General features: G+C 49.4%; 23 protein-coding genes and 1 riboswitch. Of the genes, 5 read left to right on the top strand and 18 right to left on the bottom strand.

From position 1 onward, the window contains the following. Nucleotides 1–8: 8 nt before the first annotated feature. Nucleotides 9–749: a gluconate 2-dehydrogenase subunit 3 family protein gene (locus tag FO446_RS27075; RefSeq protein WP_217367147.1), complete on the bottom strand. Its 741-nt coding sequence runs from the start codon at nt 747–749 to the stop codon at nt 9–11. 155 nt (nt 750–904) lie between these two features. Here FO446_RS27075 and FO446_RS27080 point away from each other — a divergent pair, with 155 nt between their 5' ends. Beyond that, nucleotides 905–1,606, top strand: a complete 702-nt coding sequence (locus FO446_RS27080) for a hypothetical protein (protein WP_237899568.1) — start codon at nt 905–907, stop codon at nt 1,604–1,606. Nucleotides 1,607–1,645: 39 nt separating this feature from the next. Here FO446_RS27080 and FO446_RS27085 read toward each other — a convergent pair whose 3' ends face one another. The 8 genes from FO446_RS27085 to FO446_RS27120 all read right to left on the bottom strand — a co-directional run bounded on the left by FO446_RS27085 (nt 1,646) and on the right by FO446_RS27120 (nt 10,033). Next, nucleotides 1,646–2,494 (bottom strand): alpha/beta fold hydrolase, encoded by an 849-nt coding sequence (locus FO446_RS27085; RefSeq protein WP_237899569.1) that lies wholly within the window; start codon nt 2,492–2,494, stop codon nt 1,646–1,648. A gap of 16 nt (nt 2,495–2,510) precedes the next feature. Next, nucleotides 2,511–3,299 (bottom strand): energy-coupling factor transporter transmembrane component T, encoded by a 789-nt coding sequence (locus FO446_RS27090; protein ID WP_237899571.1) that lies wholly within the window; start codon nt 3,297–3,299, stop codon nt 2,511–2,513. Between the two features lies 1 nt (nt 3,300). Next, nucleotides 3,301–4,116 (bottom strand): energy-coupling factor ABC transporter ATP-binding protein, encoded by an 816-nt coding sequence (locus tag FO446_RS27095; RefSeq protein WP_237899573.1) that lies wholly within the window; start codon nt 4,114–4,116, stop codon nt 3,301–3,303. Continuing rightward, nucleotides 4,113–4,955, bottom strand: coding sequence for an energy-coupling factor ABC transporter ATP-binding protein (locus FO446_RS27100; protein WP_173610391.1), 843 nt, complete (start codon nt 4,953–4,955; stop codon nt 4,113–4,115). Before FO446_RS27100 ends, FO446_RS27095 begins: the two co-directional genes overlap by 4 nt. Further along, nucleotides 4,952–5,557, bottom strand: coding sequence for a QueT transporter family protein (locus tag FO446_RS27105; protein ID WP_173610390.1), 606 nt, complete (start codon nt 5,555–5,557; stop codon nt 4,952–4,954). Before FO446_RS27105 ends, FO446_RS27100 begins: the two co-directional genes overlap by 4 nt. A gap of 655 nt (nt 5,558–6,212) precedes the next feature. Further along, a complete protein-coding gene (locus tag FO446_RS27110; protein WP_173610389.1) occupies nt 6,213–7,547 on the bottom strand; it encodes an APC family permease in 1,335 nt (444 codons plus the stop codon). A gap of 121 nt (nt 7,548–7,668) precedes the next feature. Beyond that, entirely contained in the window at nt 7,669–9,336 is a 1,668-nt protein-coding gene (locus tag FO446_RS27115) for a glutamine--tRNA ligase/YqeY domain fusion protein (RefSeq protein WP_237899575.1), read from the bottom strand. Nucleotides 9,337–9,415: 79 nt separating this feature from the next. Next, nucleotides 9,416–10,033 carry an SET domain-containing protein gene (locus FO446_RS27120; RefSeq protein ID WP_237899577.1) on the bottom strand — a complete coding sequence of 206 codons (618 nt, stop codon included), beginning with the start codon at nt 10,031–10,033 and terminating at the stop codon, nt 9,416–9,418. Nucleotides 10,034–10,286: 253 nt separating this feature from the next. Next, nucleotides 10,287–10,375: riboswitch (cyclic di-GMP riboswitch) on the top strand. A 182-nt stretch (nt 10,376–10,557) separates the two neighbouring features. Between FO446_RS27120 and ggt the strand changes: the two genes are divergently transcribed. Together ggt and FO446_RS27130 are read left to right on the top strand one after the other, a co-directional pair. Next, nucleotides 10,558–12,276: a gamma-glutamyltransferase gene (ggt, locus tag FO446_RS27125; protein WP_173610387.1), complete on the top strand. Its 1,719-nt coding sequence runs from the start codon at nt 10,558–10,560 to the stop codon at nt 12,274–12,276. A gap of 80 nt (nt 12,277–12,356) precedes the next feature. Then, complete coding sequence (locus FO446_RS27130) at nt 12,357–14,345, top strand: methyl-accepting chemotaxis protein (protein WP_173610386.1); 1,989 nt, start codon at nt 12,357–12,359, stop codon at nt 14,343–14,345. Between the two features lie 62 nt (nt 14,346–14,407). On the opposite strand, the gene FO446_RS27135 is transcribed toward FO446_RS27130, so the two are convergent. Genes FO446_RS27135 through FO446_RS27165 form a run of 7 tightly spaced genes read right to left on the bottom strand, consistent with a single transcriptional unit; the run spans nt 14,408 to nt 20,642 of the window. Beyond that, nucleotides 14,408–15,127, bottom strand: coding sequence for a glycerophosphodiester phosphodiesterase (locus FO446_RS27135; protein ID WP_173610385.1), 720 nt, complete (start codon nt 15,125–15,127; stop codon nt 14,408–14,410). Between the two features lie 30 nt (nt 15,128–15,157). After that, nucleotides 15,158–16,486: an ABC transporter substrate-binding protein gene (locus tag FO446_RS27140; protein WP_221867319.1), complete on the bottom strand. Its 1,329-nt coding sequence runs from the start codon at nt 16,484–16,486 to the stop codon at nt 15,158–15,160. A 32-nt stretch (nt 16,487–16,518) separates the two neighbouring features. After that, the gene (locus FO446_RS27145) at nt 16,519–17,346 is read right to left on the bottom strand and encodes a carbohydrate ABC transporter permease (RefSeq protein WP_173610383.1); all 828 of its coding nucleotides are present in this window, start codon (nt 17,344–17,346) and stop codon (nt 16,519–16,521) included. A 26-nt stretch (nt 17,347–17,372) separates the two neighbouring features. Beyond that, nucleotides 17,373–18,329 carry a carbohydrate ABC transporter permease gene (locus FO446_RS27150; RefSeq protein ID WP_173610382.1) on the bottom strand — a complete coding sequence of 319 codons (957 nt, stop codon included), beginning with the start codon at nt 18,327–18,329 and terminating at the stop codon, nt 17,373–17,375. Next, nucleotides 18,329–19,396 carry an ABC transporter ATP-binding protein gene (locus tag FO446_RS27155; RefSeq protein WP_173610381.1) on the bottom strand — a complete coding sequence of 356 codons (1,068 nt, stop codon included), beginning with the start codon at nt 19,394–19,396 and terminating at the stop codon, nt 18,329–18,331. Before FO446_RS27155 ends, FO446_RS27150 begins: the two co-directional genes overlap by 1 nt. A 6-nt stretch (nt 19,397–19,402) precedes the next feature. Further along, on the bottom strand, nt 19,403–20,065 hold the full coding sequence (locus tag FO446_RS27160) for an HAD family hydrolase (protein WP_173610380.1): 663 nt from the start codon (nt 20,063–20,065) through the stop codon (nt 19,403–19,405). Next, nucleotides 20,043–20,642 carry a glycerol-3-phosphate responsive antiterminator gene (locus FO446_RS27165; RefSeq protein ID WP_173610379.1) on the bottom strand — a complete coding sequence of 200 codons (600 nt, stop codon included), beginning with the start codon at nt 20,640–20,642 and terminating at the stop codon, nt 20,043–20,045. The genes FO446_RS27160 and FO446_RS27165 overlap by 23 nt, the downstream gene beginning before the upstream one ends. A 298-nt stretch (nt 20,643–20,940) precedes the next feature. Between FO446_RS27165 and FO446_RS27170 the strand changes: the two genes are divergently transcribed. Then, nucleotides 20,941–22,665 carry a SulP family inorganic anion transporter gene (locus tag FO446_RS27170; RefSeq protein ID WP_173610378.1) on the top strand — a complete coding sequence of 575 codons (1,725 nt, stop codon included), beginning with the start codon at nt 20,941–20,943 and terminating at the stop codon, nt 22,663–22,665. Between the two features lie 24 nt (nt 22,666–22,689). Further along, nucleotides 22,690–23,016 carry an ArsR/SmtB family transcription factor gene (locus FO446_RS27175; protein ID WP_173610377.1) on the top strand — a complete coding sequence of 109 codons (327 nt, stop codon included), beginning with the start codon at nt 22,690–22,692 and terminating at the stop codon, nt 23,014–23,016. 321 nt (nt 23,017–23,337) lie between these two features. Here FO446_RS27175 and FO446_RS27180 read toward each other — a convergent pair whose 3' ends face one another. Continuing rightward, a complete protein-coding gene (locus FO446_RS27180) occupies nt 23,338–24,063 on the bottom strand; it encodes a nucleoside phosphorylase (RefSeq protein ID WP_237899578.1) in 726 nt (241 codons plus the stop codon). Nucleotide 24,064: 1 nt separating this feature from the next. Continuing rightward, on the bottom strand, nt 24,065–24,730 hold the full coding sequence (locus tag FO446_RS27185) for a sulfite oxidase-like oxidoreductase (protein ID WP_173610375.1): 666 nt from the start codon (nt 24,728–24,730) through the stop codon (nt 24,065–24,067). Between the last annotated feature and the right edge of the window lie 33 nt (nt 24,731–24,763).

The following is a 24,763-nucleotide window of genomic DNA, read 5'->3' on the forward strand; positions in this document are numbered from 1 at the left end:
GTCCTCCCTTAATGTTGATGATCCCGCAAGCTTAAGGGAGCCATCTTCACAAACTCAGGCTTATCAATCACCTGTGTATACGCCATCTGATTACCTGGGAAATTCTTCATTTTCCAGCCGTCCATATTTTTATTGCCTCCGTATAGAGGGTCTGCATAAACGCCTTCGATCGTACTGGCCCGCAGCATGTTGAAAAAAGTGCTCGCCGAAATGGTCGTCAATTTTACTTCATCGGTTTCAAAAGCCTTTAAAACAGCGTCTTGCTGTTCCGGCGGGAGCTCATAAAACCGTTTTCCGTGGGTACTGTTACTGTAGTTGTTCATCTCTTGAAGGCCGATATCGAATATTTCCCTTCGTTTCAACCTGCCTTGATAGCCCTGTGTAATCTCACCTGGATAAAAGGGAGCTTGCATGTATTCTCGAGCATTAAAGCCCCAATCACCCGCTAGCTGGTGGTCAATGAAATAAGCTGCACCGAGTGCCTTCGCGCCCGGCCCCAGCTCATCCTCAGGAAAGATGCGCTCACAAGCAGCATCCGCCACCTTGAATTGTTCAGGCGTAAAAAACATGAGCGCCTGATTGTAATCGGCCGCGGGGGGCGGTGCTGCTGGCTGCGCCGGGGGTTCCGGTTTGCGGAGCAAGCTCCCTGCCACGCCACCCACGACCAAGCTACCAAGCACCAAGCCAGAGTTTTTCAAGAAGTTCCTTCGGGATACTGGCTGCTCCTTCACGTTGTTTGAATCTGCCAAGTCTACCACCTCCAGTGATTTCCTTCCTTTGGTTTGTGCATTTTTTACCCAAGATAATCGTGGTCGCGGAAATTTTTCCAACAAGCTCCACTCATAACTTCAGGCAGCGAACAAAAGATAACTTTACATAGGTAGGAAGACTTGGAGGGATCGTGATGAAGCACTTCCACAAATGGGTTGGAACCGCAGGATTAGGAACTGTACTTTTACTGACAGCTTGTATGAATCAAGCCGCTCCGCCTACGAAGCCACAGCCACATCCGCCAGCACGGACACAGTCCGTTGCGCAAGCTCCAAAAGGTGCTACGGTTATTCCAAGCGTGGATCGCGATAAGAAACTCACGACAAACGCACACGGTCATACGTATAGCGGTATGGGCAATGCTCTCTACAGCTCCATGGGCAGCTCACACCTGCACACGGGTGGTCCTTCTACTAAGCTGGAAGCCCAACTGAAAGCAGCGGGCGTTCACGGCGTCCAGGCATTGATTGTAAATGATGCGATCTATTTGGCACCTTCTACTGCCAATGCACAATCAATCAATCAAATGGACCCGATGCAGTCCCATCTCATCAGCAATTACTCTGGAAGCTCCAGTCGCGGGCACGATGATGCCCGGACAAAATCAGGGAGCGGAACCTCAGGGACATTGGGTACGAGCGATCATCGGAACACATTTGCACAAGCTCGCACCCAAATCGAGCGAATCTATGGAACGGATACACCCGTGAAGTTCGTGAGCTCAAAAAAAGGCATCAAAGCGCTAGAAACGGTGAAAAAGCACATAAGAGATCAAAAGAATCAGCAAGCCATGGCAGAACAGTTGAACGTGCTCATTCGTGAAGCGAAGCGGTAAACAAAGAAAAAGGGACAAGCACACTCGCTTGTCCCTTCCTTATTTCGATAAAAAATCATGGATTTCGTTCACGGTCTCTTGCGGATGCGTCACCATCAGCAAGTGTTGTGCTTTCGGTATCATTTTCACCTTGGCCTGCTTCACAATCCGTTGATAATGGACGACTGCCTGACGATGAAACTGCTGCTCTTCTTTTGACATTAGGCTGGCGTCAGCCAGTAGTAAAAGCACAGGGCATGTCAGCAGTTGGAACAATTCCGGCTGGCTGTGGACGCTGTACTCCTGGAAGTAAGCAGAGAACGCTTCCCTCGGCAAACGGTAACCGTAGCTGCCGTCTTCCCTTTTCAAAAGCTCGTCTCGCATCCAGCCCTTTGGCATCATTTTCGTACCATACCGCTCTGCGAACTGCCTTTCTGCTTCCTCTACCGAAGAAAACCGCGTGGTAGTCAGCCGGTCGACAACCTTCTCCCTATTGAATCCGGGCACTTCACCCAAGGAATAATAGCCTCCATCCAGCAAAACGAGCGAAGCTACGCGCTTGGGCTCGCGAATCGCAAGCATCTGGGCAGGCACAGCAGAAAAGGATGCTGCGACAATCGTGACTTGTTCGAGCTGTTCTTTCTCCAAAAGTTGAATCAAATCCGTGACGATCCGCTCAAATGAAAAGGAACCATGGCTCACAGAATTCCCGTGACCACGGATATCTACCGCAATCACCCGATATCGCTCTGCCAATGCTGGCAAGATGGGCGCAAAGAGTAGCTTGGTGTTGCGAATGCCATGCAAAAGCAGCAGGGCAGGTGCATCTGGCTTTCCTGTTACGCCGTACTCCAGCGTGCCCCCTTCTACCTGCAAACGATTGACTTGCGAGAACAATTCTTCGTTCATTTTGCCTGCCTCCTTACTAAATACGCCCCGGAATTAGTACGCCAATATGATCGGGATGCAACCTGGCGATGTAAAATAGTGCCGCGACGATGCATAAACCGACCACTAATGTGATTACTTCCGTTTTTCTCCACCGTTTACTGCGGTAAAAACGATGCTGACTGTTACGCATGCGAAAGCCTTTGGCATCCAATGCATTGGCGATCAATTGCACACGCTTGAGAGAATTGAAGATGAGCGGTACGAGCAAATAGCTGTACTTCCTAATGCGTTCTGGAACACTTCCTTCACTCGTCGACATCCCTCGTACCATCTGCGCTTCCCGAATGATCGCCAAATCATTTTTGACGAGGGGGATAAAGCGAAAAATGAGCGAGAGCAAATAGCTGATCGGAAATGGAACGCCAATCCCGCGAAGTCCCATTGCGATTTCTCTGGGCGTTGTCGTAAACACATAATACATGGACAATAGTGCTACATTTGCCAATCGTAGTCCCATTCCCAATGCCCATAAGACACCGACATCCGTAATTTGCACGGGATAGTGGATCAACGGAATGGTGCTGCTCCAGTACGGAGTGCCTACATTGGTAAACGGCAGCCACGTAATCACTGCAAAGCACGAACCGATTCCACCAACCAGTACATACGCCTTGATCATGGAGCGCTCCCAGCCCAGCTTGGCAATCAGTGCCATGTTTATCGCCAACAGAATGATAAGCGCGCGCGGGTCCTGGAATAAAAAAGGGAGCAAGCCCAGCAGCATAAATACAAGCAGCGCGTAGCTCGGATGGGCATTCTTCATCTTAGTTCCCCTCTCCCAGCAGCTGTTTTTTCATCGCTGTCAGCGTGAGTGGAATCGGGTCAAGGACACCCACCGCTTTCCCGAAACGATACATAGCAGGCGCTTCTACTTGGGCAGCAGCTAATACTTGCGGCTGCGAAAATACGTGCTGTGGGTCCCCGTCGCATAGCAGCTTTCCTTTATGCATAACGATCACTCGCTGGGCGTACTCCGCTACCAGACGCATATCATGCGTGATGACGATAATGGTATGGCCTTCCGCGTGTAAATGCCGTACCAACTCCATCATTTCCTGCATCCCTCGGTAATCGAGACCGGTCGTAGGCTCGTCCAGTACGATCACTTGCGGCTTCATCGCCAAGATCGAAGCCACCGCAATTTTTTGCCGCGTGCCTTTGCTCGAAAAATGAGGCTCTTTTTCGCCTTTGTCGGATAACCCCACTGCTGCCAACGCCTCCGCGACAGCTTGCTCAATCTTTTCAGACGGCCAGCCCATGTTTTTGGGCCCAAATGCTACCTCCGCCTTGATGGTCGAATGAAAGATTTGATGATCAGGATTTTGATAGCAATACGCCACGACTCTTGATAGTTGGGCAACATTCATCGTCTTGGTATCAAGACCATTCACTTTGACGGTACCCTGTGTCGGTTTGTATAAACCGTTACAATGCTTGGCCAACGTCGTTTTACCGGAACCATTTCCCCCGATGATCGCGACGAATTCTCCCTGTTTTAGTTGGAGCGAAACGCCATGCAGCACCGGCTTTTCTTTTTCATAGCCATACCAGACCTCATCGAATTCAATGACGGTAGTCACAGGCTTCCCTCCCGAACGAGCTTTCCTTCCTTGTAGTGGAGTGCCAGCTCCTCAACAGTCAGAGGCACACCAGCAGAGGAGGCCGACATGACGCCTCCCTGACATAGCTGGTGGTAGAGTCGGATGACGTCCGGGACCAATATACCATGCTCGTCCAACATGTCCACTTGGGCAAAAAATTGGCGAGTCGGCTGGTCCAATACGATTTTCCCCCCGGCAATCAGAATCATTCGGTCGCAAAAGGCCGCGAGCTCTTCCGTTGCATGGGACGATACCACAATCGTCATTTCTTTTTCCTGCTTCAGCCGTGAAAGGAGCGAGAAGACCTCCCGCGCTCCCACCGGGTCCAGCTCGGAAGTAGGCTCATCCAAAATGAGCACCTGCGGACTGTGGGAAAGAGCGGATGCAATTGCGACCCGCTGCTTTTCTCCCCCCGACAGCTCAAGAGGCGAACGATTAGCAAAGCCGTGCAAGCCGATCAGATCGAGTACTTCTTCCATTCTTTTTTCCATTCGCTCGTCCGACCAACCGGCATTCTCAAGCGAGAAAGCAAGCTCCTCTTCGACGGTCAGCCCGATGAACTGGGTTTCCGGGTCTTGAAAGACGATGCCTTGCTCGCTTTTGGACTCGACACTCCCCACGAAGTGTCCGCCGTAGTTAGACGGAATCAGACCCGACATCGTCAATAGCAGCGTCGTTTTCCCTGCGGCAGCAGGCCCGACGATGCCAACCACTTCCCCTGGATAGAGCGCCAGATGAATGTCCGCTAACGCAGGCATTGCTCCCTCTTCATAGTGCCAATAGACTCCGTTTACTCGCAGCAATGGTTCTGTTTTCACCTTGCGATCCTGCTTTCATTTCCAAGATAGTTGAATTCCTGCAAGGGACGGCCTCGGTATAGTCCAGAGCGTTTCACAAATGGGTACAACAGCTTCAAGAGGATTGGCCCCAGAATCGCCGTTGAAATGGCTTGGTTCAAGAACACGGTTGGGATGTACCAGACCGCCACTTCTTTTGGTGTCAGACCCAGTGCCACGTTAATCAAAATCGCGCACGCTACCACAATCGAGCTGATAATGACAACAAACACGATGTATTGAAGGATGCTCCGCTTTGTTTTCAGTGCAGGGTGACTCACAGCGAGCAACCCGATAAAGCCTCCCATAAAATTAGAAAAGAAACCGACCGCGATCGCATGAGGCGGGGCGCTTCCGGTTAACAAATCACTGACCATATTTCCAAAGGCAAGGCCAATGCATCCCGGCAGGCCGAATAACATGCCAAATACGGGCTGAAGGGCATTGGCTGGACGGATCGGAACGGAAGGAATGAGCTTGATATTGGCAAGCATAATAATGGCAACAGCGTAGAGCGCGGCAGTGACGACAATCAGAACGTAATCTACTGTCGTCCATTTCCGCCGGAATAGAGTCGAAAACATCAGAATAAACCCTCCTTGTGTCAAGCGCTAATGTTTGGAATATTCCTGTAGCCAGTTTACTCTCTCTTTACCTGATCGTCTAGAAGAACCCCTTTGTTCTGGCTGTAGTGGTGGGGAGGAAACAGAAGAAAACGCTCAGCTTCTAGGGCCACCCCCTGGGGGATTGACTGCACGACTCCATGCAAAAAGCGAAACCGCGTCCAAAGTGGTCCAATCAGGATGTGCTTCAGAGGTGGACGCTTAAGGGCGTGTTTCGCTTTTTGCATTCCGTCTCTGTCGGTGTCCCTAAGATCTTCGCTTATTTCTCCTGTTTCCTCTGCGAGCTGCTTGTTTTACCCCTGCTTGATTGGGGCGAATCTGGATGAATAAAAAAGAGAGAGAATCATTGTTCTCTCTCCTGAATCCACTTTCAAAAATGATTAACAAAGCCACGTGAGAAGAAGTGCATTTCCAGTCCAACCGCCTCTGGAGCCCAGCTTAGCGTAGGAATGAATGGCGGGGGTTTTCAACTTCACTTATGAATTCCTTCTTCGAAATTTCTACGTTTGAAGCGCTCCCGCCATTTATTCCGAAGTGGACAGTCAATCCCCCTCGCAGGGCGTAGGCCGAAGCGTAGACTGGAAATTCACTTCTTCCCCACTACAGCTACTCCCCTCTACTCCTCAAACCTCACCATTTCCAAGTTGGTTTTCTTGACCTTCACCAAATACAACAAATAGATCAGGCCGACAAAGGTCCAGAGCAAGCCGAGCATCATGGACGTTGCTTCCAGGTTGACCCACAAAAAGGCGATGAACGTTGTCCCGATGAGTGGAGACAGCACGAAGCCCCACCAATCTTTGATAGGCTTGTTCTTTTGTTTGCGGAAATAGTACGCCATTACGCTGATGTTCACAAAGCTAAAGGCGATCAGTGCACCGAAGTTAATAAAGGAAGTTGCCGTTAATAAATCCAAATACAGAGCGAACAGCATCAGTGCTCCGACCAGCAAGACGTTAAACAAAGGCGTTCTCAGCTTCGGATGTACATAACCGAACCAGCGTTTCGGCAAAAATCCATCTCGTCCCATTGCGTACAACAAACGCGTGACACTCGTGACGGATACAAGCCCGGAAGCGAGTGTAGAGGACAACGCCGCCGCCAAAAACACCAATTGAAAGATCGTCCCACCGATAAACAGAGCAATCTCCGCAGAAGCCGCTTCTGGATCAGACAATACCGAAACATCAGGAAATAATGATTGCATGAAATAAGATGCCGTAATAAATAGCGCTCCTCCTGCGAGTGCCACGAGCATAATCCCGCGAGGAATCGTCTTTTCCGCATCGACGGTTTCCTCTGTGAGTGTGGTTACTGCATCAAAGCCCAGGAAGGAAAAGCAAAGAATCGACGCACCGGAAAGCAGTGCAATGACAGACATATCCGGTGACACAAATGGTCGCAGATTGAATACTTGCCCAAGACCGTCACCATGCATAAGACCACGGATTGCCAATCCTGCAAACAACAAGACGACCACGACTTGAAACAGCACCAAAATCGAGTTGACGGATGCAGTTACGGTTACGCGAAATACGTTTAGTCCCGTCACCAAAACAATGAAGCCAATAATCCACCACGCTGTCGATACATCAGGAAACACGGATGATAGGTATACCCCCGTCAACAAGGCGTTAATCATCGGTAAAAACAAATAGTCCAGCAAGGATGCCCAGCCTACCAAAAATCCTGCGTAGGGATGGATCGTTTGCTGCGTATACGTATACGCGGTCCCTGCTGAAGGGAATAGCCGTACCATCTTACCGTAGCTTGCCGCCGTAAACAGGATCGCAAGAAGTGTGACTGCATAAGCAGCAGGAACGTGCCCCCCCGTTTCTCCAGAAACAATGCCAAAGGTGTCAAAAACGGCCATCGGGGCCATGTAGCCCAGTCCAATTACGACAATATGCCGCAACTTCAAACTACGTGTTAGTTCTGCTCTCCCGTTCACTGCCTGTCCCCCTTTTTGTAACAGAATAATTATACACGCCGATTTATAATCACGAAAGAAAAAAGCGCTGCTGCACACGGGATCTCCATGCACAGCAGCGCTTGATTTATATGAGTATTTCCTATGCTTTTGGCAGTTCAAAGGAACTCTTCAACGATACAATCCGGTTGAATACGAGCTTATCATCAGTCGTATGCTTCGGATCGACATTGAAATAACCATGACGGAAAAATTGATACTTGTCTTGTGGCTTGGTTTCTTTCATATTTGGCTCCACATAGCCTTGCAGCACTTCCAATGAATTCGGGTTAACGTTGTCGAGGAATGTACCCTCTGCGTCCTCATCATCCATAATCAACGGCTCGTACAAACGGAATTCAGCAGGAACCGCATTGGTCGCATCCACCCAGTGAATCGTCCCTTTTACCTTGCGACCAGTAAAACCGCTGCCGCTCTTCGTCTCAGGGTCATAGGTGCAATGGATCTCGATCACGTTGCCCTCTGCATCCTTCACAACGTCATTGCATTTAATAAAGTACGCGTGCTTCAGACGCACTTCATTTCCCGGGAACAGGCGGAAATACTTGCTCGGCGGGTTTTCCATGAAATCGTCCTGCTCAATGTAGATTTCGCGGGAGAACGGAATTTGACGATTGCCCATCTCTGGGTTCTCTGGATTGATCTCCGCTTCGAGCATCTCGACTTGTCCTTCCGGATAGTTCGTGATGACGACCTTCAATGGATTCAATACAGCCATCGTACGTGGTGCCTTCAGTTTCAAATCCTCGCGGATGAAGTACTCCAGCATTTTCTCGTCAACGGTGCTGTTCGCGCGCGCTACCCCTACTTCACGGGCGAATGTACGAATTGCTTCCGGTGTATAGCCGCGACGACGGAAGCCTGCGATGGTTGGCATGCGCGGGTCATCCCAGCCGTCTACTACATTCTCATCGACAAGCTGTTTCAGCTTGCGTTTACTCATAACGGTGTTCGTCAGGTTCAAGCGAGCAAATTCGTACTGGTGAGGCACATTCTCCATTTCGCACTCGCGGACTACCCAATCGTACAACGGGCGATGATCTTCGAATTCCAGTGAGCACAGAGAATGTGTCACGCCCTCAATGGCATCCTCCAACGGATGAGCGAAGTCGTACATCGGGTAGATGCACCATTTGTCACCTGTGTTGTGATGCGTTGCATGGGAGATCCGATACAGAACCGGATCACGCATGTTGAAGTTTTGAGAAGCCATGTCGATTTTCGCACGAAGCACCTTTTCTCCGTCCCTGAATTCCCCTTGGCGCATACGTGCAAACAGATCCAGGTTTTCCTCCACTGACCGGCTGCGGAACGGACTATCTGTGCCTGGCTCTGTCCATGTTCCGCGCATTTTCCGCATATCTTCTGGAGAAAGATCGTCTACGTAAGCCAGACCTTTTTTAATCAACAGCACCGCACGGTTGTACATCTCTTCAAAGTAATCAGATGCAAAAAACAACCCGTCCCATTCGAAGCCAAGCCATTGAACGTCCCTTTTGATGGCCTCTACGTATTCGATGTCTTCCTTCACCGGGTTCGTATCGTCAAAACGCAGGTTGGCCTTGCCGGAGAATTCTCGAGCCAACTCAAAGTTGAGGCAGATCGCTTTTGCATGTCCAATATGGAGATACCCGTTCGGTTCTGGGGGAAAGCGGGTAATGATTTCCTTTACTTTGCCCTCTTGCAAGTCATCAATCATGATATTGCGGATAAAATTGGATGCCGCTACCTTGTTTTCCAATGAAATCAACCTTTCACTTCACCTTTACATTCCATAATACTGATTCTCTACCCAGAGTTCAACAAAATCGGGTCGTTGACCGACCCGCTCACGTCTCCCATTGCTGCCTCGTTTGCCATTGTGACCTGCAATACAGGTGAACGACAGAATCAATGGCTAAGCGCTGCTCCGTGATTCCACGAATCGTTTCGAGATGCTTCGGGGAAATGAGATGTAGCAAAGGCTGTTCAACATAATTGAAACGTTGGAATGCTTCCGCTGCAATCCGATCCCACTGCGGGTAATACCGAAGCAAATCATCAGGCATTACGCGGGAGCGTTCCGTGTCAGACTCGGGCAAACAATCAAAAGGTTCATCCAAATTTAACGTTCCGTAATCATCGGTCAGCTCTTCGCCCGGTAAAATATCCCGTGCTGCCAATTCCATATCATACATGGTCGGCACACAATTCGCATGAAAGCTGTGGTTCACGTACCTTGCCTTATCCCAGCAAAGAATGTACTTTCCGAACTGGTTCTTAAACGAATATTTTTGTACGTCCTGTTTTCGTAATGAGTCAAGTCTTTCCACAAATGCAGGGTCCAATACCTGATCCAAATCATCCTGTGCCCATACAATCGTTCCTTTTGGGATAAACCTTGTCGCAAACACACCGTACCCGATCTCATCGTTGATATAGCGCAATTCTGTATCGGGATGCATCATGGTCTTTGTTTCACTCCTTGGCGAATGTGCCTTTTTATCATCATAAGCAGTTCTGCCCCAGGAGGTGTGTGAATGTATGCGAAAAACAACCTTTCCTATAGCATTCCTGACTATTTTTCTGGATTAAAATATTTTTTCTTATTTACCACAAATGGTAAATAGTCTATATTATTGGCAAACGGACTTTTAGGAACATTTTCCCACAACGATCGAATCACTATTTGTGTCATGTCATTTTATGTTTCACCCATTGATATCGAAACGGCATACCCGGGGAAATCCGGCGACGCAAAGCTACAGGGGCTACCTCCGCAACAGCGGACACGCTTGCCAGCTACCGAAGTATTGATGTAGGACGAGACCAATGATCCTATATCATTGGTCTTTTTTTGCGCGTACAATGTCTATTTTTGTCTATTTTTGTATGTTTGTGTATTTTTAACTTTTAAAGGAGGTGAGGCAACAGCGGATAGCCGGTTTAATGAAATCATTATTCTATTCATCATGAAGGAGGTTTCATAGGAATGTCATTCTTGAAGAAACTCTCGACCGTCGCGCTGACTGCTGTCATCGGGCTATCAACATTCTCTGGGGCACAAGCTGCTAACCGTCCAACATCGATGTCACCGAACGCTATGGTGACGACTCCTCACTATCTGGCTACGGCTGCGGCCCTGAAGACATTGGAAGACGGTGGAAACGCAGTAGATGCTGCTATTACAGCCGCTTCCACCTTAGCTGTTGTCTACCCTCATTACACAACCATTGGCGGAGATAACTTCTGGCTCATCTACAATGCCAAAACAAAAGAGCTGAAGGCACTGAACGGCAGTGGTCGTGCAGGCGAAAAGGCAACCATCGACTATTACAAAGGCAAAGGCTACGAAAAAATCCCGTCCCGCGGTTATGAATCGGCAAACACTGTCCCTGGAGTTGTCTCCGGCTGGTGGGAGGCGTACAACTACGCCCATAAAAAAATGGGCAACAGCAAGCTTCAATGGAACAGACTGCTGGAGCCTGCCATTGGATACGCCGAAAACGGATATCCAGTCTCCCCCAACCAAGTGTATTGGACAAAATACGCGACAGATCCAACTGACAATGACTTGAAGAATCTTCAACGTTTTGATGGATTCCGTAAAACATTCCTGAAGCCCAACGGCGATCCTTATGCAGCAGGCGAAATTCTCAAACAAAAGGACCTTGCCAATACTTTGCGAATCATTGCGAAAAAAGGCGCTGACGGTTTTTATAAAGGAGAAGTTGCTAAAAAAATCGTAGCAGACATGCAAGCCAACGGCGGATTGCTCACGTTGAAAGATTTTGAGAAGCATACCTCCACTTGGGCAGATCCTATTACGGTAGACTACCGCGGATACAAAGCATACAACGTTCCGCCTAACTCCCAAGGCATGGCATCACTCTCCATTCTTAATGTTTTGAATAACTTTGACCTTAAGAGCATGGGTGAAGGAACACCCGATTACTATCACACGATTGTGGAAGCTACCAAACAGGCTTTTGCTGACCGCGACAAATGGCTGACTGACCCAGCCTTTGCGGATATCCCTGTAGATGAGCTGTTGTCCAAGCAGCATGGGAAAGATTTAGCTGCGCGTATTGATATGAAGCAAGCAGCCAAATCCGTAGAACCGCTTGATCCAAAAGGCGATACAACCTGGTTCGGGATCGTCGACAAAGATGGAAATGCCGTGTCCATCATTCAGAGTCACTATTTTGACTGGGGTTCCGGCATCGTAGCGAAAGATACGGGTGTCCTTTTGCAAAACCGCGGAAGTTATTTCTCTTTGGATTCCAAACACATCAATCACTTGGAACCAGGCAAACGCACCTTCCACACAATTAACCCAGCGATGCTCTTCAAAGGGGACAAGCCTTATCTCCTTTACGGAACACAAGGGGGAGAAGGACAGCCGCAAACGCAAGCCGCTCTCGTCACACGTATTGTCGACTTTGGTTTCAGCGTGCAAGACGCAATTGAAGCGCCAAGATGGCTGCATGGACGCAACTGGGGATCTGCTTCCAACAATCTCAAGGTGGAAAGCCGCATCCCTCAAGAAGTCCTGGACGAGCTCATTAAACGTGGGCATCCAGTCGAAAAGCTGGAAGCAGCTTATACCGACGCGATGGGACAGTCCGGCGCAATCCTGATTGACCCGCAAACCAATGTAAAATTTGGCGGTGCTGACCCTCGCGGTGAAGGCGCTGCAATGGGCTATTAATATTTTGTCAGACTGCTGAGTAAATCTCAGCAGTCTACCTGTTTCTATTTTGCATTCACGGATTAGGAGTGGAAAAACCTATGTTTTTGTTCAACAAGCTCAGGAACAAAATGATCCTTTGGTTTCTCATCGTGGCTGTCATTCCACTTACTGCCGTTTCTTTGTTTATCACGAACAGCTTTTCATCCATTTTGATTGATAAACAAAAATCATCCTATGTTGACCTTACTTCCAGTACAGCCATAGCTATGGATCAATATCTGGACCGGCGTATGACAGAAATTCAAATTTTAGCCCGCACCTCGGATATTCAATCCGATGATTCCGCGGCAAAAAACGAATTCATCCGCAAGTTTACCGAGGAAATGAAACTGTATGACGGGAATACGTTTATCGCAAGCGATGGAAAAGTAACGGCTGATACGTTCCCCAAAAGCGTTGGAATCAATCTTGGCGAGCGCCAATTCTTCAAAGACGGTATGCAGGACAAGCCTAGCTTCTCCGATGTTCTTGTTGCAAAGACAACCGGCAATCGCTCTATCATCGTCGCTTCCCCTGTAAAAACGAAAAACAATGAGAAGCTCGGTGTCTTGACCGGGCTCGTCAATGTAGATGACTTCACAGCTACCTTTCTCAAAGATTTGAAAGTAGGCAACGATGGTTATCCGATTCTCGTTGATAACAAGGATCAAATTCAGTACCATCCTACCCAGGATCTGATCGGAAAACCCCTTGAGGAATCCGCTCTGCCGCAACCATTAATGGAAATCCTTAAATCAGGAAAAACGGAAAAGGGCTCATACAGCTACTCGGACAACGGCAAGGAATACGTTGTCACCTACTCCCCCATTCCCAAGACCAACTTTGGTTTGTATCTGCATATCCCTGTCGAGTCCATAACGTCTGCGGTTTCATCCGTTACTACCATGGTTAGGATCATTGTCATCGTTGTTGTCGCTGTCGTGACCGCAATCGCATACGCTGTTTCCCGACAAATCTCACGCCCTATTGCGGCAGTTGCCTCCGTGGCTAACCGCATTTCCGAGGGTGAATTGACTGTACAACCCCTGCAAATTCGAACCAAGGATGAGGTTGGACAGCTATCCCAATCAGTAAACACAATGGTGCTCAACCTGCGAACGATTATTCAACAAGTAAATGATACAGCTTCAGATCTGGCTTCTTCCGCAGAGGAATTGTCGGTCAACGCCGACCATACGAGCAAGGCTACCGAGCAAATCGCCATAACGATTCAGGAAGTAGCTTACGGTGCGGAAAAACAAGTGAAGAGTGTAGAGGAAAGTGTCACCGCAATTCAAGGCGTATCGACAGGGGCTCAGCAAGTTGCCACGAATGCACAGCAAGCTGCCGAATCAGCTTTGGGGGCTTCCCAAATTGCAGTGGAAGGCAATCAGGCCCTTCAGGTCGTTATCAGCCAAATGCAATCGATTGAGAACACGGTCGGCAACATTGCCGATATCGTCAAACGATTAGGAAACAGCTCACAGGAAATCGGACAAATCGTACAAGTCATCACCGCCATAGCTGAACAAACAAATCTGTTAGCGCTAAACGCAGCGATTGAAGCGGCGAGAGCTGGTGAACAGGGACGGGGATTCGCCGTTGTGGCAGACGAAGTGCGCAAATTGGCTGAGCAGTCCGCACAATCCGCGCAACAGATCAAACTGTTGATTACGACGATTCAGCTCGAATCAAACCAGGCTGTCCTTTCGATGGAACAGGGCACCAAAGAGGTCGCCACCGGACTTACGGTCGTTAACAATGCAGGCAAGTCCTTCGAACAGATCCAGGATGCTGTCACGCAGGTGGCAAGCCAAATTCAAGAAGTAAAAGCTTATTCCGAGCAAATGTCTTTTGGCACCAAACAGGTGGTAGAATTGGTCACTGTCATTGAAGAAGTAGCGGAGAATTCTGCTGACGGAACACAAAGCGTGTCGGCCGCCACAGAAGAACAGCTGGCAGCTATGGAAGAAGTCAGTTCATCAGCTACTTCTTTGGCAAGAATAGCCGAAGAACTGCAATCTCATGTAAGCAAATTCAAGATATAGTCCAAACAAGAAAAAAGGAAAGCCGCCTTGCATGTCGCTCGGCGGCTTTTTCCTGCTTGTGCTTATACAAACTCCCACATCCGGTCAGGATGGTTCGTGCAAATTTGAACCTGAGGATGCCACGAAATAACTTCGCGGATATGCTTCGGATCATCCAGCGTCCACGCGATGACTTTGAAACCTTTTTCAATAGCAGCTACTGCTAGCTCTCTATTCAGGAACGGATAACCCATGGAGAGGATCGTAGCACCTGCTGCCTCCATCTGTTCCAGCATGAGTACAGGGCGACCATATACAATCAGGCCTGTCTGAACTTCTTGATCGAGCGTGCGAACGTGACGAATCAAATCGTGGTCAAATGAAGTCAGGCACACCTCTTGCTTCATTCCATGCTTTTCTACAAGCGCGAGCACCTTTTCCGCGATACCCGGGTACATGTCACTTGTTGCTTTCAACTCGATATTTAACATGCAGCGACCTTTTACTGCGATCAGCACTTCCTCTAGCGTAGGGATTCGCTCGCCCGCAAACTTGTCGCCAAACCAGCTCCCTGCATCCAGCTCACGCAGCTCTGCCAAGGTATGATCCATGACCAGACCGCGGCCATTGGTCGTGCGTTCCAGCGTAAAGTCATGAATCAGCACCGGAACACCGTCACGCGTCAGTTGAACATCAATTTCCATTGCTTTGATAGCTGGCTCTGCCAAAGCCAGTCGAATCGCTGTCATTGTATTCTCCGGGGCTTTGCCTGACCACCCGCGATGTGCCATACAAATGTTCATTTCGCCAGCTCCTCTATCATTTCGTTTCTGTTATTTTTTCAAAAGCTTGCTGCCTTTTTCCGTCGCCGCCTGCATCGCTTCATCTACAGTCGCTTGGCCAAGCATCGCACGCTGCAGTTCTTTTTGAATCACATCCTGCAATTCCTTGTAGCCTGGAGCCATCGGACGAGGATAGCCGTATTGCAACTGATCTACCGCGACCTTGAAGTTTGGCTCTTTTTCATAGAATGCCTTCATTTCAGCCGAATCGATAGCTTCTGTCGTAACAGGCATATAACCGGAAGCGATGGACCACGGAACTGTCTGCTCAGTATCGGTCATCCACTTCATGAACTCCCACGCTGCTTTTTTCTCTGCATCGGTCGACTTCGCCAGCATCACGAGATTCGCACCGCCCGTTGGCGTACCAAACGTTTTATTGGCTGGCAAGAAAGCTGCACCCATGTCAAATTTGGCATTTTTCTTCAATTCCGTCAAGGAACCTGTCGAGGTAAAAATCATGCCCACTTTTTGATTCAGGAAGTCTTGCTCCGCTACATCCCACGCATTGTAGTTCTCTCCTGGAGGGTTTTTCATGATGCCTTCCTTCACCATTTTGGACCAGAGCTCAAGTGGTGCTTTTCCTGCTTCGTTGTTGATCGTCAGCTCCTTGCCGTTCTCGCTCAGGATGTTGCCCCCGCCTTGGAAAACAAGCGCTTCGTAGAACCAGATATCAACAGGTGTTGAGAAGCCGTACCGGGTAATTTTGTCTCCTTCTTTTTTGCTCAGCTTTTGCGAGAAGCTGACCAGCTCATCCCATGTTTTCGGACCGTTTGAATCAAGTCCTGCTTCTTTTAACATATCGCGGTTGATGTACAGCAATGGAGTGGAGCGGTTAAACGGCACTGCGTACAGTTTGTCATTCCAATAAGAGTTTTTCATGAGACCTGGAATGTACTTCTTTTCATCCCCTTGGGAGTAGGGAGTCAAATCTTCCAAAACTTTTGCATCCGCAAATGCCGCGATCGAAGCGATCTCGACCATCGTGACATCTGGATTGTTGCCTGCTGCCACAGATGCCAGTACTTTGGAGTGGTTCTCTTGATACGCACCTTGGTAGGCCGGTTTGACGATAATATCTTTATGTGTCTCATTGAATTTTTTGACCATATCCTCAATTGTTTTCCCACGAACGCCACCCAACGCATACCAGAAATCAATTTGGACAGGGCCGCTGGATGCTGTAGACGCTGCTGGCTGGGAAGTGCTTCCTGCACTTGCAGACTGATCTTTACTAGATGATCCGCAACCAGCCAAAACTCCTGACAAACCGATAGTCAATGCACATAGAATCGTTCCAGTCTTTTTCAATGAAAACATGGTTTGATTTCCTCCCTAAGAGCTCTCTTTTATTATTTGGATTGATAGATGAACGCTTTGATAATATGCCGTTGTGCCACGAAGAAAATCACGAGAATCGGTAGAATGAGAATCATGTTGCCCGCCATCATGACGTTCCACAAGGTTCCGCCGTCGGACATGTGCAAGCTGGATATTCCGATCGGCAAGGTGCGCACCTCGTCGCTGTTGGTCATAATCAGCGGCCAGAAATAGTCGTTCCAGTGGTAAATAAAGCTGAATAGTCCGAAAGTGACCAGCACTGGCTTCGCCATCGGCACCATGATCGTCCACATGATTTTCCATTCGGACGCGTTATCCAGACGTGCTGCCTCGATCACTTCATCGGGCACCTGCATGAATGCTTGCCTGAGCAGGAAGATTCCGAAAGCACTGGCTGCGTACGGCAGGATCAGCGACCACAGCGTGTTGACGAGTCCCCAGCCACTCAATTGCACGTAGATCGGCAAAAAGATGACTTGTCCCGGAATCATCAAGACAATCAAGACAAGACCAAACAACAGATTGCGACCGGGAAACTTGTAGCGTGCAAAAGCGTAAGCCGCAGGCACCGCCGTCAAAAATTGCAGGATCAAAATCCCTACTGCAACCAGAATGCTGTTCCACGTAAACATAAGGAACGGACCTGATTCCCACGCTTGGGCGAAGTTGCTCCACTCCCACGTCTCAGGCAAAAGCGTCGGGGGAAATTGCCGGACCTCTGGCATCGTTTTGAAAGCCGTCGATGCCATCCACAGAAACGGGAACACAAACAGGAAAGCCACAACCAAAAGCCCAATCCATTCCACGGTCTTGCGTGAAGCCAAAACCACTCGATACATGCTCCTCCTCCTTTCTCATGAGTTCATCAGCGATAATGCACGCGCTTGGACATCACCAGGAAATGCAAAGCTGTTAAAATCCCTACCAGTATCAGCAAAATGACAGAGGCAGCCGAAGCAATCCCGCCATTGTAGAAGTCCATTCCTTGCTCGTAAATGTAGTAGACAAGCATGTTCGTACTATTGATTGGACCACCCTGTGTCATAATGGCAATCGTGTCGAACGCTTGGAAGGATGAGATCGTATTGATAATGAGCAAAAAGAAAATCGTCGGTGACAGCATCGGTATCGTAATCCGTCTCAACGTCCGCCACCATGGCGATTGATCGAGCGCTGCTGCCTCGTATATATCGCCCGGAATGCTTTGCAAGCCTGCGATGAAAATGAGCGTGTTATAGCCGACCCCTTTCCAAATGCTGACGATAATCAGTGACAGCAAGGAGCTTTTCGGGTCAGTCAGCCACGTATACGCAGGCAGTCCGACCGCTTCCAGTCCTGCGTTCAACAGGCCAAACTGCGGGTCCATCAGCCACATCCACAGCATCGAGACAGATACCAGCGAAATGATGTGAGGACTGAAAACAGTCGCCTGAATAATGCCGTACACCTTTGCCTTTTTGTTCAGCCATAGGGCAAGCAAGAAAGATAGCGTCAAGCCGACCCCCACTGTCGCAATGGTAAAGACCGCGGTATTTCCCAATACTTGATGAAAATCTCCGTCCTTCATCAAGTCCTGATAGTTTTGCAAGCCTACCCATTCCATTTGCTCCAGATTGATCAATGACCAGTCCTGAAAGCTCAAATAAATGATCGAGCCAATCGGGTAAAAGAAGAACAGGGCAAAGCAAATCAATGCGGGTGCCAGATACAAGTACGGACGCAGCCGGGATGCTAGGTCAGACCATGCAAATGCCTGTGAACGCACTTCTTTTTTCGACTGGCTTACACCCGGCAACTCCTGTACAGTTGCCGCTTTTCGCATCAGCTATCCCCTCCTGCGCGTGTCGATACAGGCACTCGTCCACTCATGCGACCCACTCGTTTTCCGCTCCCTTTTTCAAACACATAGATGTATTCCCACGGTACAGTAACCGTGACCGAGGAGCCGACCTGCATCGCTACCTCCGAGTCCGCTTTGACGATGACCCTGCCTTTTTCCGTCTCCACGTGAAGGAGCGTGTCTGAGCCGAGAATTTCCCTGGATACGACCTGACCGCGTGTGTTCCACATCTCTTCGCTCGTGATGGCTGGGACAGCAGCAGGCAACAGCACTGCTTTTTCCGGGCGGAATCCCCATACGTGTTCACTCTTGCCCTCCGCAGAAACAATGTTCATCGGCGGAGAACCGATAAATTGGGCAACAAACAGATTTTCCGGCTCCTGATACAAATCCATCGGGCTCGCTACTTGCATAATGTGTCCGTCATTCATGACGACGATCTGATCGCCCATAGTCATCGCCTCTACCTGATCATGTGTCACGTAGATGAAGGTGCTGCCGAGCTGCTTGTGCAGGCTCGTCAACTCCACACGCATCTGATTTCGCAGCTTCGCATCGAGATTGGAGAGGGGTTCGTCCATCAGGAAGACCTTTGGCTTTTTCACCATGGCCCGCGCGAGTGCGACACGTTGCCTTTGACCTCCGGAGAGCTGAGATGGCTTGCGCTTGAGATAATCGGATAGCCCGACGATTTCCGCGATCTCCTCTACCAGCACCTGACATTCCTTTTTCGACGTTCCTCGGTTTCTCAATCCATAGGCGATATTGTCGTACACATTCATCGTTGGGTAGAGGGCGTAATTTTGAAAAACCATCGCAATATCACGCTTGCCAGGTGGCAATTGGTTCACCGTTTGATCACCGATTATGATTTTGCCGTCCGTCACTGTTTCCAAGCCAGCGATCATCCTGAGTGTGGTTGATTTCCCACAGCCGGACGGACCTACCAGAACCGTAAAGGAGCCGTCTGGAATGACCAAATCCAATCCTTTGACCACGCTTTGATTCTGAAAGGCTTTCGTTACCTGCTCCAACACCACACGTGCCATCTGTTTTCATTTCCCTCCTTGTGCTTTTGCGGCCAGCATTTCCATAACAAATGTCTCAAAATCGGCGTAGCGGTAATCCGGAGAAGCGTAGGGCCATTTCTCTTGTCCGTACCACTCCAGCACGACAGATTGCACACCCGCTCCTACCGCAGCCAGTACGTCATAACGACTGTCGCCGATCATCATGGCTTGCTCGGGACGTTTACCAAGTGCCCCCAGCGCTTTTTGTACAGGCTCAGCCGACGGCTTGCCTCGTGATACATCATCGACGGTGACGATGGCCTCAAACAGATGCTCAATCCCCGCCATCTCCAGACCAGCCAATGTAAACTCCCGTTGCTTGTTCGTGACGATCGCCATCGCAAAGCCCGCCGCCTTTAGCTTTTCCAACCCTTCGCGAACAAACGGAAACAGTTTGACGTGTTCTTCATGATGCTCCCGTACATAGGCGAAGTATCTTTGTAGCACTTCCTTTTTGTCAGGGACGCCTGCTGCTGTAGCAACTGCCGCCAAAAAATCATCAAACGATTCACCAAAACGCGCGAGAAGCTCTTCTCTGCTAAAATGTCCCGGTGCATACTGCTCAGCCGTAAAAGCAACGGCATCCACGACCGCATCCCGACTGTCCAGCAAGGTCCCGTCCAAATCAAATAACAACGCTTGAATCAAGGTTCTTACACTCCTTCCACAGCAGCGGATTTCCGACTGAAACAGCTGTCGCTCCATGCTTTAATACTTCCTCCATCTGTTCTTGCTTGCGAATCAGCCCACCAGAAATGATCGGGGTATCGATCACACTTCGAAATTCTTCGATAAACTCCGGCAGCAAACCAGGCATCAGCTCAACAGCGTCAGGCTGTGTATCTTGCAGGGAGGTTAAGCCTGATTTAATCGAGTCGCTATCCACCAAAAACAAACGCTGAATCGTCAGCAGGCCTTGCTTTTTCGCCAGCTTGACCAGGGTGTTGCGCGTAGTGACGATCCCGTCTGGCTTGACGTAATGCGCGAGAAATGCGATGCCTTCCCGGTCATGACTGATTCCGCCAATCCGCTCCAAATGAAGAAATACAGGGATATTTTTCGACTTGAAATAATCCACGTAGCCTTTGATCACACCAATGTTGCCAATCGAGAGTACCGCAGCACTCAAATTTGCCTCTGCCGCTTTTTCCAGGTGCTTCGCTTCTTTTACGGAAGCGATTAGCTTGTACTTTGCCAGTCTTGCACGAAACTGTTCCTGGTTCACTCGCTTACGCCTCCTTATGCCCAAGACAAAAAACCCTACGACATGACAATGCCAAAGAACTCTCGATGAAAGTGCTTGGAAAGGCTGTCGGGGGTTTCTCCATGGCTCCAACCGAAGGGATGTGTTCACTTGTTACTTTGAATGGTACTGTACGAGCGTTAAGGAATCTTGAAGCAATTATTAATAAACGGAAAAGTTCATGTAAGGATTGGAATTGACGGAATGGAAGAGCGGATGTATGATCCATCTATATTCAAATAATCAAATATTCGAAAATACGAAAAGAAGGGTTGCAATCATGAAGTGGGCACCAAGATTCGAAGGCTACAATCTTGTTTCCTTTCGAAAAGACTGTGTATCAGGAGTAATCGTCGGTATTATCGCGATACCATTGGGGATGGCATTTGCTATCGCCTCCGGAGTAAAGCCTGAGTACGGAATTTACACGACCATTATCGCCGGGATTTTGATTTCTCTATTTGGCGGTTCCCGCTATCAAATCGGTGGACCTACTGGTGCTTTTATCCCGATATTATTTGCAATCGTCATGCAATACGGTTATGCAGACTTGCTCCTCGCTGGATTCATGGCAGGGATTCTCCTTGTTCTCATGGGGGTTCTACGGCTGGGAGGGCTGATCAAATTCATTCCGCGCCCCGTCATCATCGGATTTACTTCGGGGATTGCCGTTATCATTTTCTCCGGTCAAATTGCCAACTTTCTCGGCCTGGAGCAGTTGCAGAGACATGAAGATTTTCTGTCCAACATGAGGGAAATCGTCCTTCATCTGAACACGATTAATCTATACAGCGTAGCCATTGCTATTTTGAGTCTCGCCCTTATTTTGGTGACTCCCCGATTCATCCGTAGCATACCGGCCTCTCTCGTTGGTCTCGTAGTCTCCAGTGTCGTTTCCGTCCTCTTTTTGGAAGGGAAGGTAGCGACGATTGGCTCCACCTTTGGAGAGATACCAAGTGCATTACCCGGCTTTCATTTTCCTGAAATCACATGGGAACGTGTCCAAAAGTTACTGAGTCCAGCCCTGATCATTGCTATACTAGGAGCGATAGAGTCTTTATTATCTGCCGTCGTCGCCGATGGGATGACACGCAGTCGCCACAACAGCAACCGTGAATTAATCGGCCAAGGGATTGCCAATATCGTGACTCCGTTATTCGGGGGAATTCCTGCTACTGGCGCGATTGCGAGAACAGCCACCAACATTCGAACCGGAGCAACCTCCCCCATGTCTGGCATCATTCATGGTCTGGTCGTTTTGCTCATCCTCGTGCTGTTCGCCCCTTATGCTTCGCATATTCCGTTGGCGAGTATGGCGCCGATCTTGATGCTGGTTGCCTGGAATATGAGTGAGCGCAAGGAATTTGCCCACATGTTCAAAGTAAAGACGAGCGATTCTCTTGTACTGGTGCTCACCTTCCTTTTGACCGTTTTCACCAATTTAACCGTTGCTATTGAAGTGGGATTGGTGCTATCTATCCTGTTGTTTGTCAAACGAACGCGCGATAGCTTGCGGGTAGCTCAGGTACTGCCTGATCCCTCGTCCAACCACGACAAAGTCATGCCGCATATGGTGACCGAGGAGCATGATTGCCCGCAAATCAGCATTTTCACGATTGAGGGCCCACTCTTTTTCGGGGATGCCGACTTGTTTGAAAGCTCCCTCACGCAAACCCTTCAGCGACAACCAAAGGTGTTGCTGCTGCGGATGGGAAAAGTCCCTCTGATGGACATGACTGGGGAAGCGAATTTGTCCAGGATTGTGAAACAATGTATGGACCAAGGAACAACAGTCCTTATTTCAGGAATCCAATCTGGCCCCAAGAAAATCTTGCAGCGTACGGGACTATATGGCCTCGTAGGCGAAGCTCACTTTTTTACTCATACTGGGGACGCGATAGCGTATGCCCTTAGTCTACTTGACACTGGGAAGTGCCTCGGATGCAAGCATTTTGCCTTTCGCGAATGCACGCGCCTGTCCGCTCCTACTGAAACTTCCACATGATGTTACGATCGGAGGAACCTATCATTGAATTTGGAACTACAGCAATTTAAAGCGAATTTTTTCAAGGCGTTGGGTCATCCCCTGCGGATTCGGATTCTGGAGTTGCTGGTGGAAGGAGATAAGAATGTAAACGAGCTTCAGACACTCATCGGGAGTGAAGGCTCCGCTGTTTCCCAACAGCTCGCCATTTTGCGGAACAACAATATCGTGTACGGAACAAAGGACGGAAACAAAGTCACCTACTCGCTGCGTGATCCGATGATCATCGAGCTGTTGAGTGTGGCGAGACAGATTTTTAACAATCATTTGATTGATACGATCTCGATGCTGGATCGGTTTAACGAGGAATAGTCGCTTTGGTTTGAGTCAACATTGTGGAGGAGAAGAAAAAGCACAGTTCTCTTCGACTCTGACACGCCAGCAGGGGGGATAAACTGTCCCTCTCCATTTCAAAAAGGGGACCGTCGAGCCAAAGCCACCCTACGGGCGGAAGTTTCTCAAGGAAGAAGTGTTCGACAAGCGGGTCCCCTTTTTGAAGTTCCGACTGGGTTGGCGTTGTCAAGGTCTACGAGCTCTGTGCTTTTTCTTCTAACCAGCTTTGTTGGTTCATCGATACCTTTTAAAACTATAAAAAAGCCCAGGACTTGTAATCGTTCTGGGCTTACCTAATCTTTACTGGGAAACCGCAATAACCGCATCCAGTGCAATCAATGCTTCTGCTTCAATGGCTTGTGCCATCACATCGGTGTGCGGGTTATACGATTCGAGCAATTCTGCATCTGCATATCCGTCGATTGCTAAAATAGAGCCTGCCTTCATACCGCGGAGAGCCGCAATCACGAACAGGGCGGTGTTTTCCATTTCGACTGCCAAAACGCCAGCTTTTTGGTACAGCTTGTGGGGGAATTCCAGCACTCCACTGTAGAAGACATCGAGTGTCAGTGTGATTCCTTCGAATACCTTCAAGTCTGATGCGTTTGCTCCCGCTGCTTGTACGAGCGCGTCCACGACATGGCGATTGGCAACAGCCGGGAAGCCCGCCGGAACCAACTGACTGGTCAAGCCGTCTTGGCGAACCGCCGCGGAGCTGATAACGAGGCTGCCTGTCTCGATTTCTTTTTGGTATGACCCGGCAGTTCCTACACGAATGATGACCTGCACGCCGCCCTTCGCCAGCTCCTCGAAGCATACGGCTGCTCCCGGTGCGCCTACCCCATGGCTCACTACCGCTACCTCGACGCCTTTCCACGTACCCGCATAGCTGTGATATTCGCGGTTTTCCCCGATTTGATGCTGATTGTCGAGTTTCGATGCAATCAAGGCTGCACGTTTTGGATCACCGCACACGATGACGCGCTTTGGCAGTTGTTCTGGATCTACCTTTAGATTCGTCAACATCTCAATCGAACTCCTTTTTCTCCCACTCATCCTCTGGGATCGGCAACGCTTCACCAGAGAACCGCTCTTCGCGGAACGGGTCTGCGATCAAGTGAAAACCATTTTGCTCCCAGAAGCCGGGCTTGTTTTCCGTCATAAATTCAATTCCTCTGATCCACTTCACGCTTTTCCAGAAATACAGATGAGGAACAACCAGGCGAAGCGGCCAGCCGTGCTTGTCCGTTAGTCGCTCTCCATCAAAGGAGTGAGCCAGCAGCACATCATCACGCTCCAGATCAGCGAGCGGCACATTGGCGGTATAGTCGTGATCACCATGCAGCATGACGAAGTTCGCCTGCGGAGTCACGCCAATCGCCTGTAGAAAATCACGAAAACGCACACCTGTAAACGAATTGTCAAAACGGGACCAGCGCGTCACGCAGTGAATGTCGCTCGTCACTGTCACCTGCGGCATCGCCATGATCTCTTCGTAGGTAAGCGTCACTTCCCGGTCTACCTCTCCGAAAACGCGCAGCGTCCATTCGTTCATGTCATACACTGGCACGTCTCCCTCATGCAAAATGGGAAAGCGCTCTGTCAGGATTTGTCCTGGCGGAAGTCGTCTGGCGAGTCCCGGTCCCACCGGAGCTGGTACTTTCATTCTTTTGATCCGATCTGCCTTGTTCATATCGCATTTCCCCCTGTCTTTGCTGTCTATATA

The organism is Brevibacillus brevis, from assembly GCF_022026395.1.
Taxonomy (GTDB): Bacteria; Bacillota; Bacilli; order Brevibacillales; family Brevibacillaceae; genus Brevibacillus.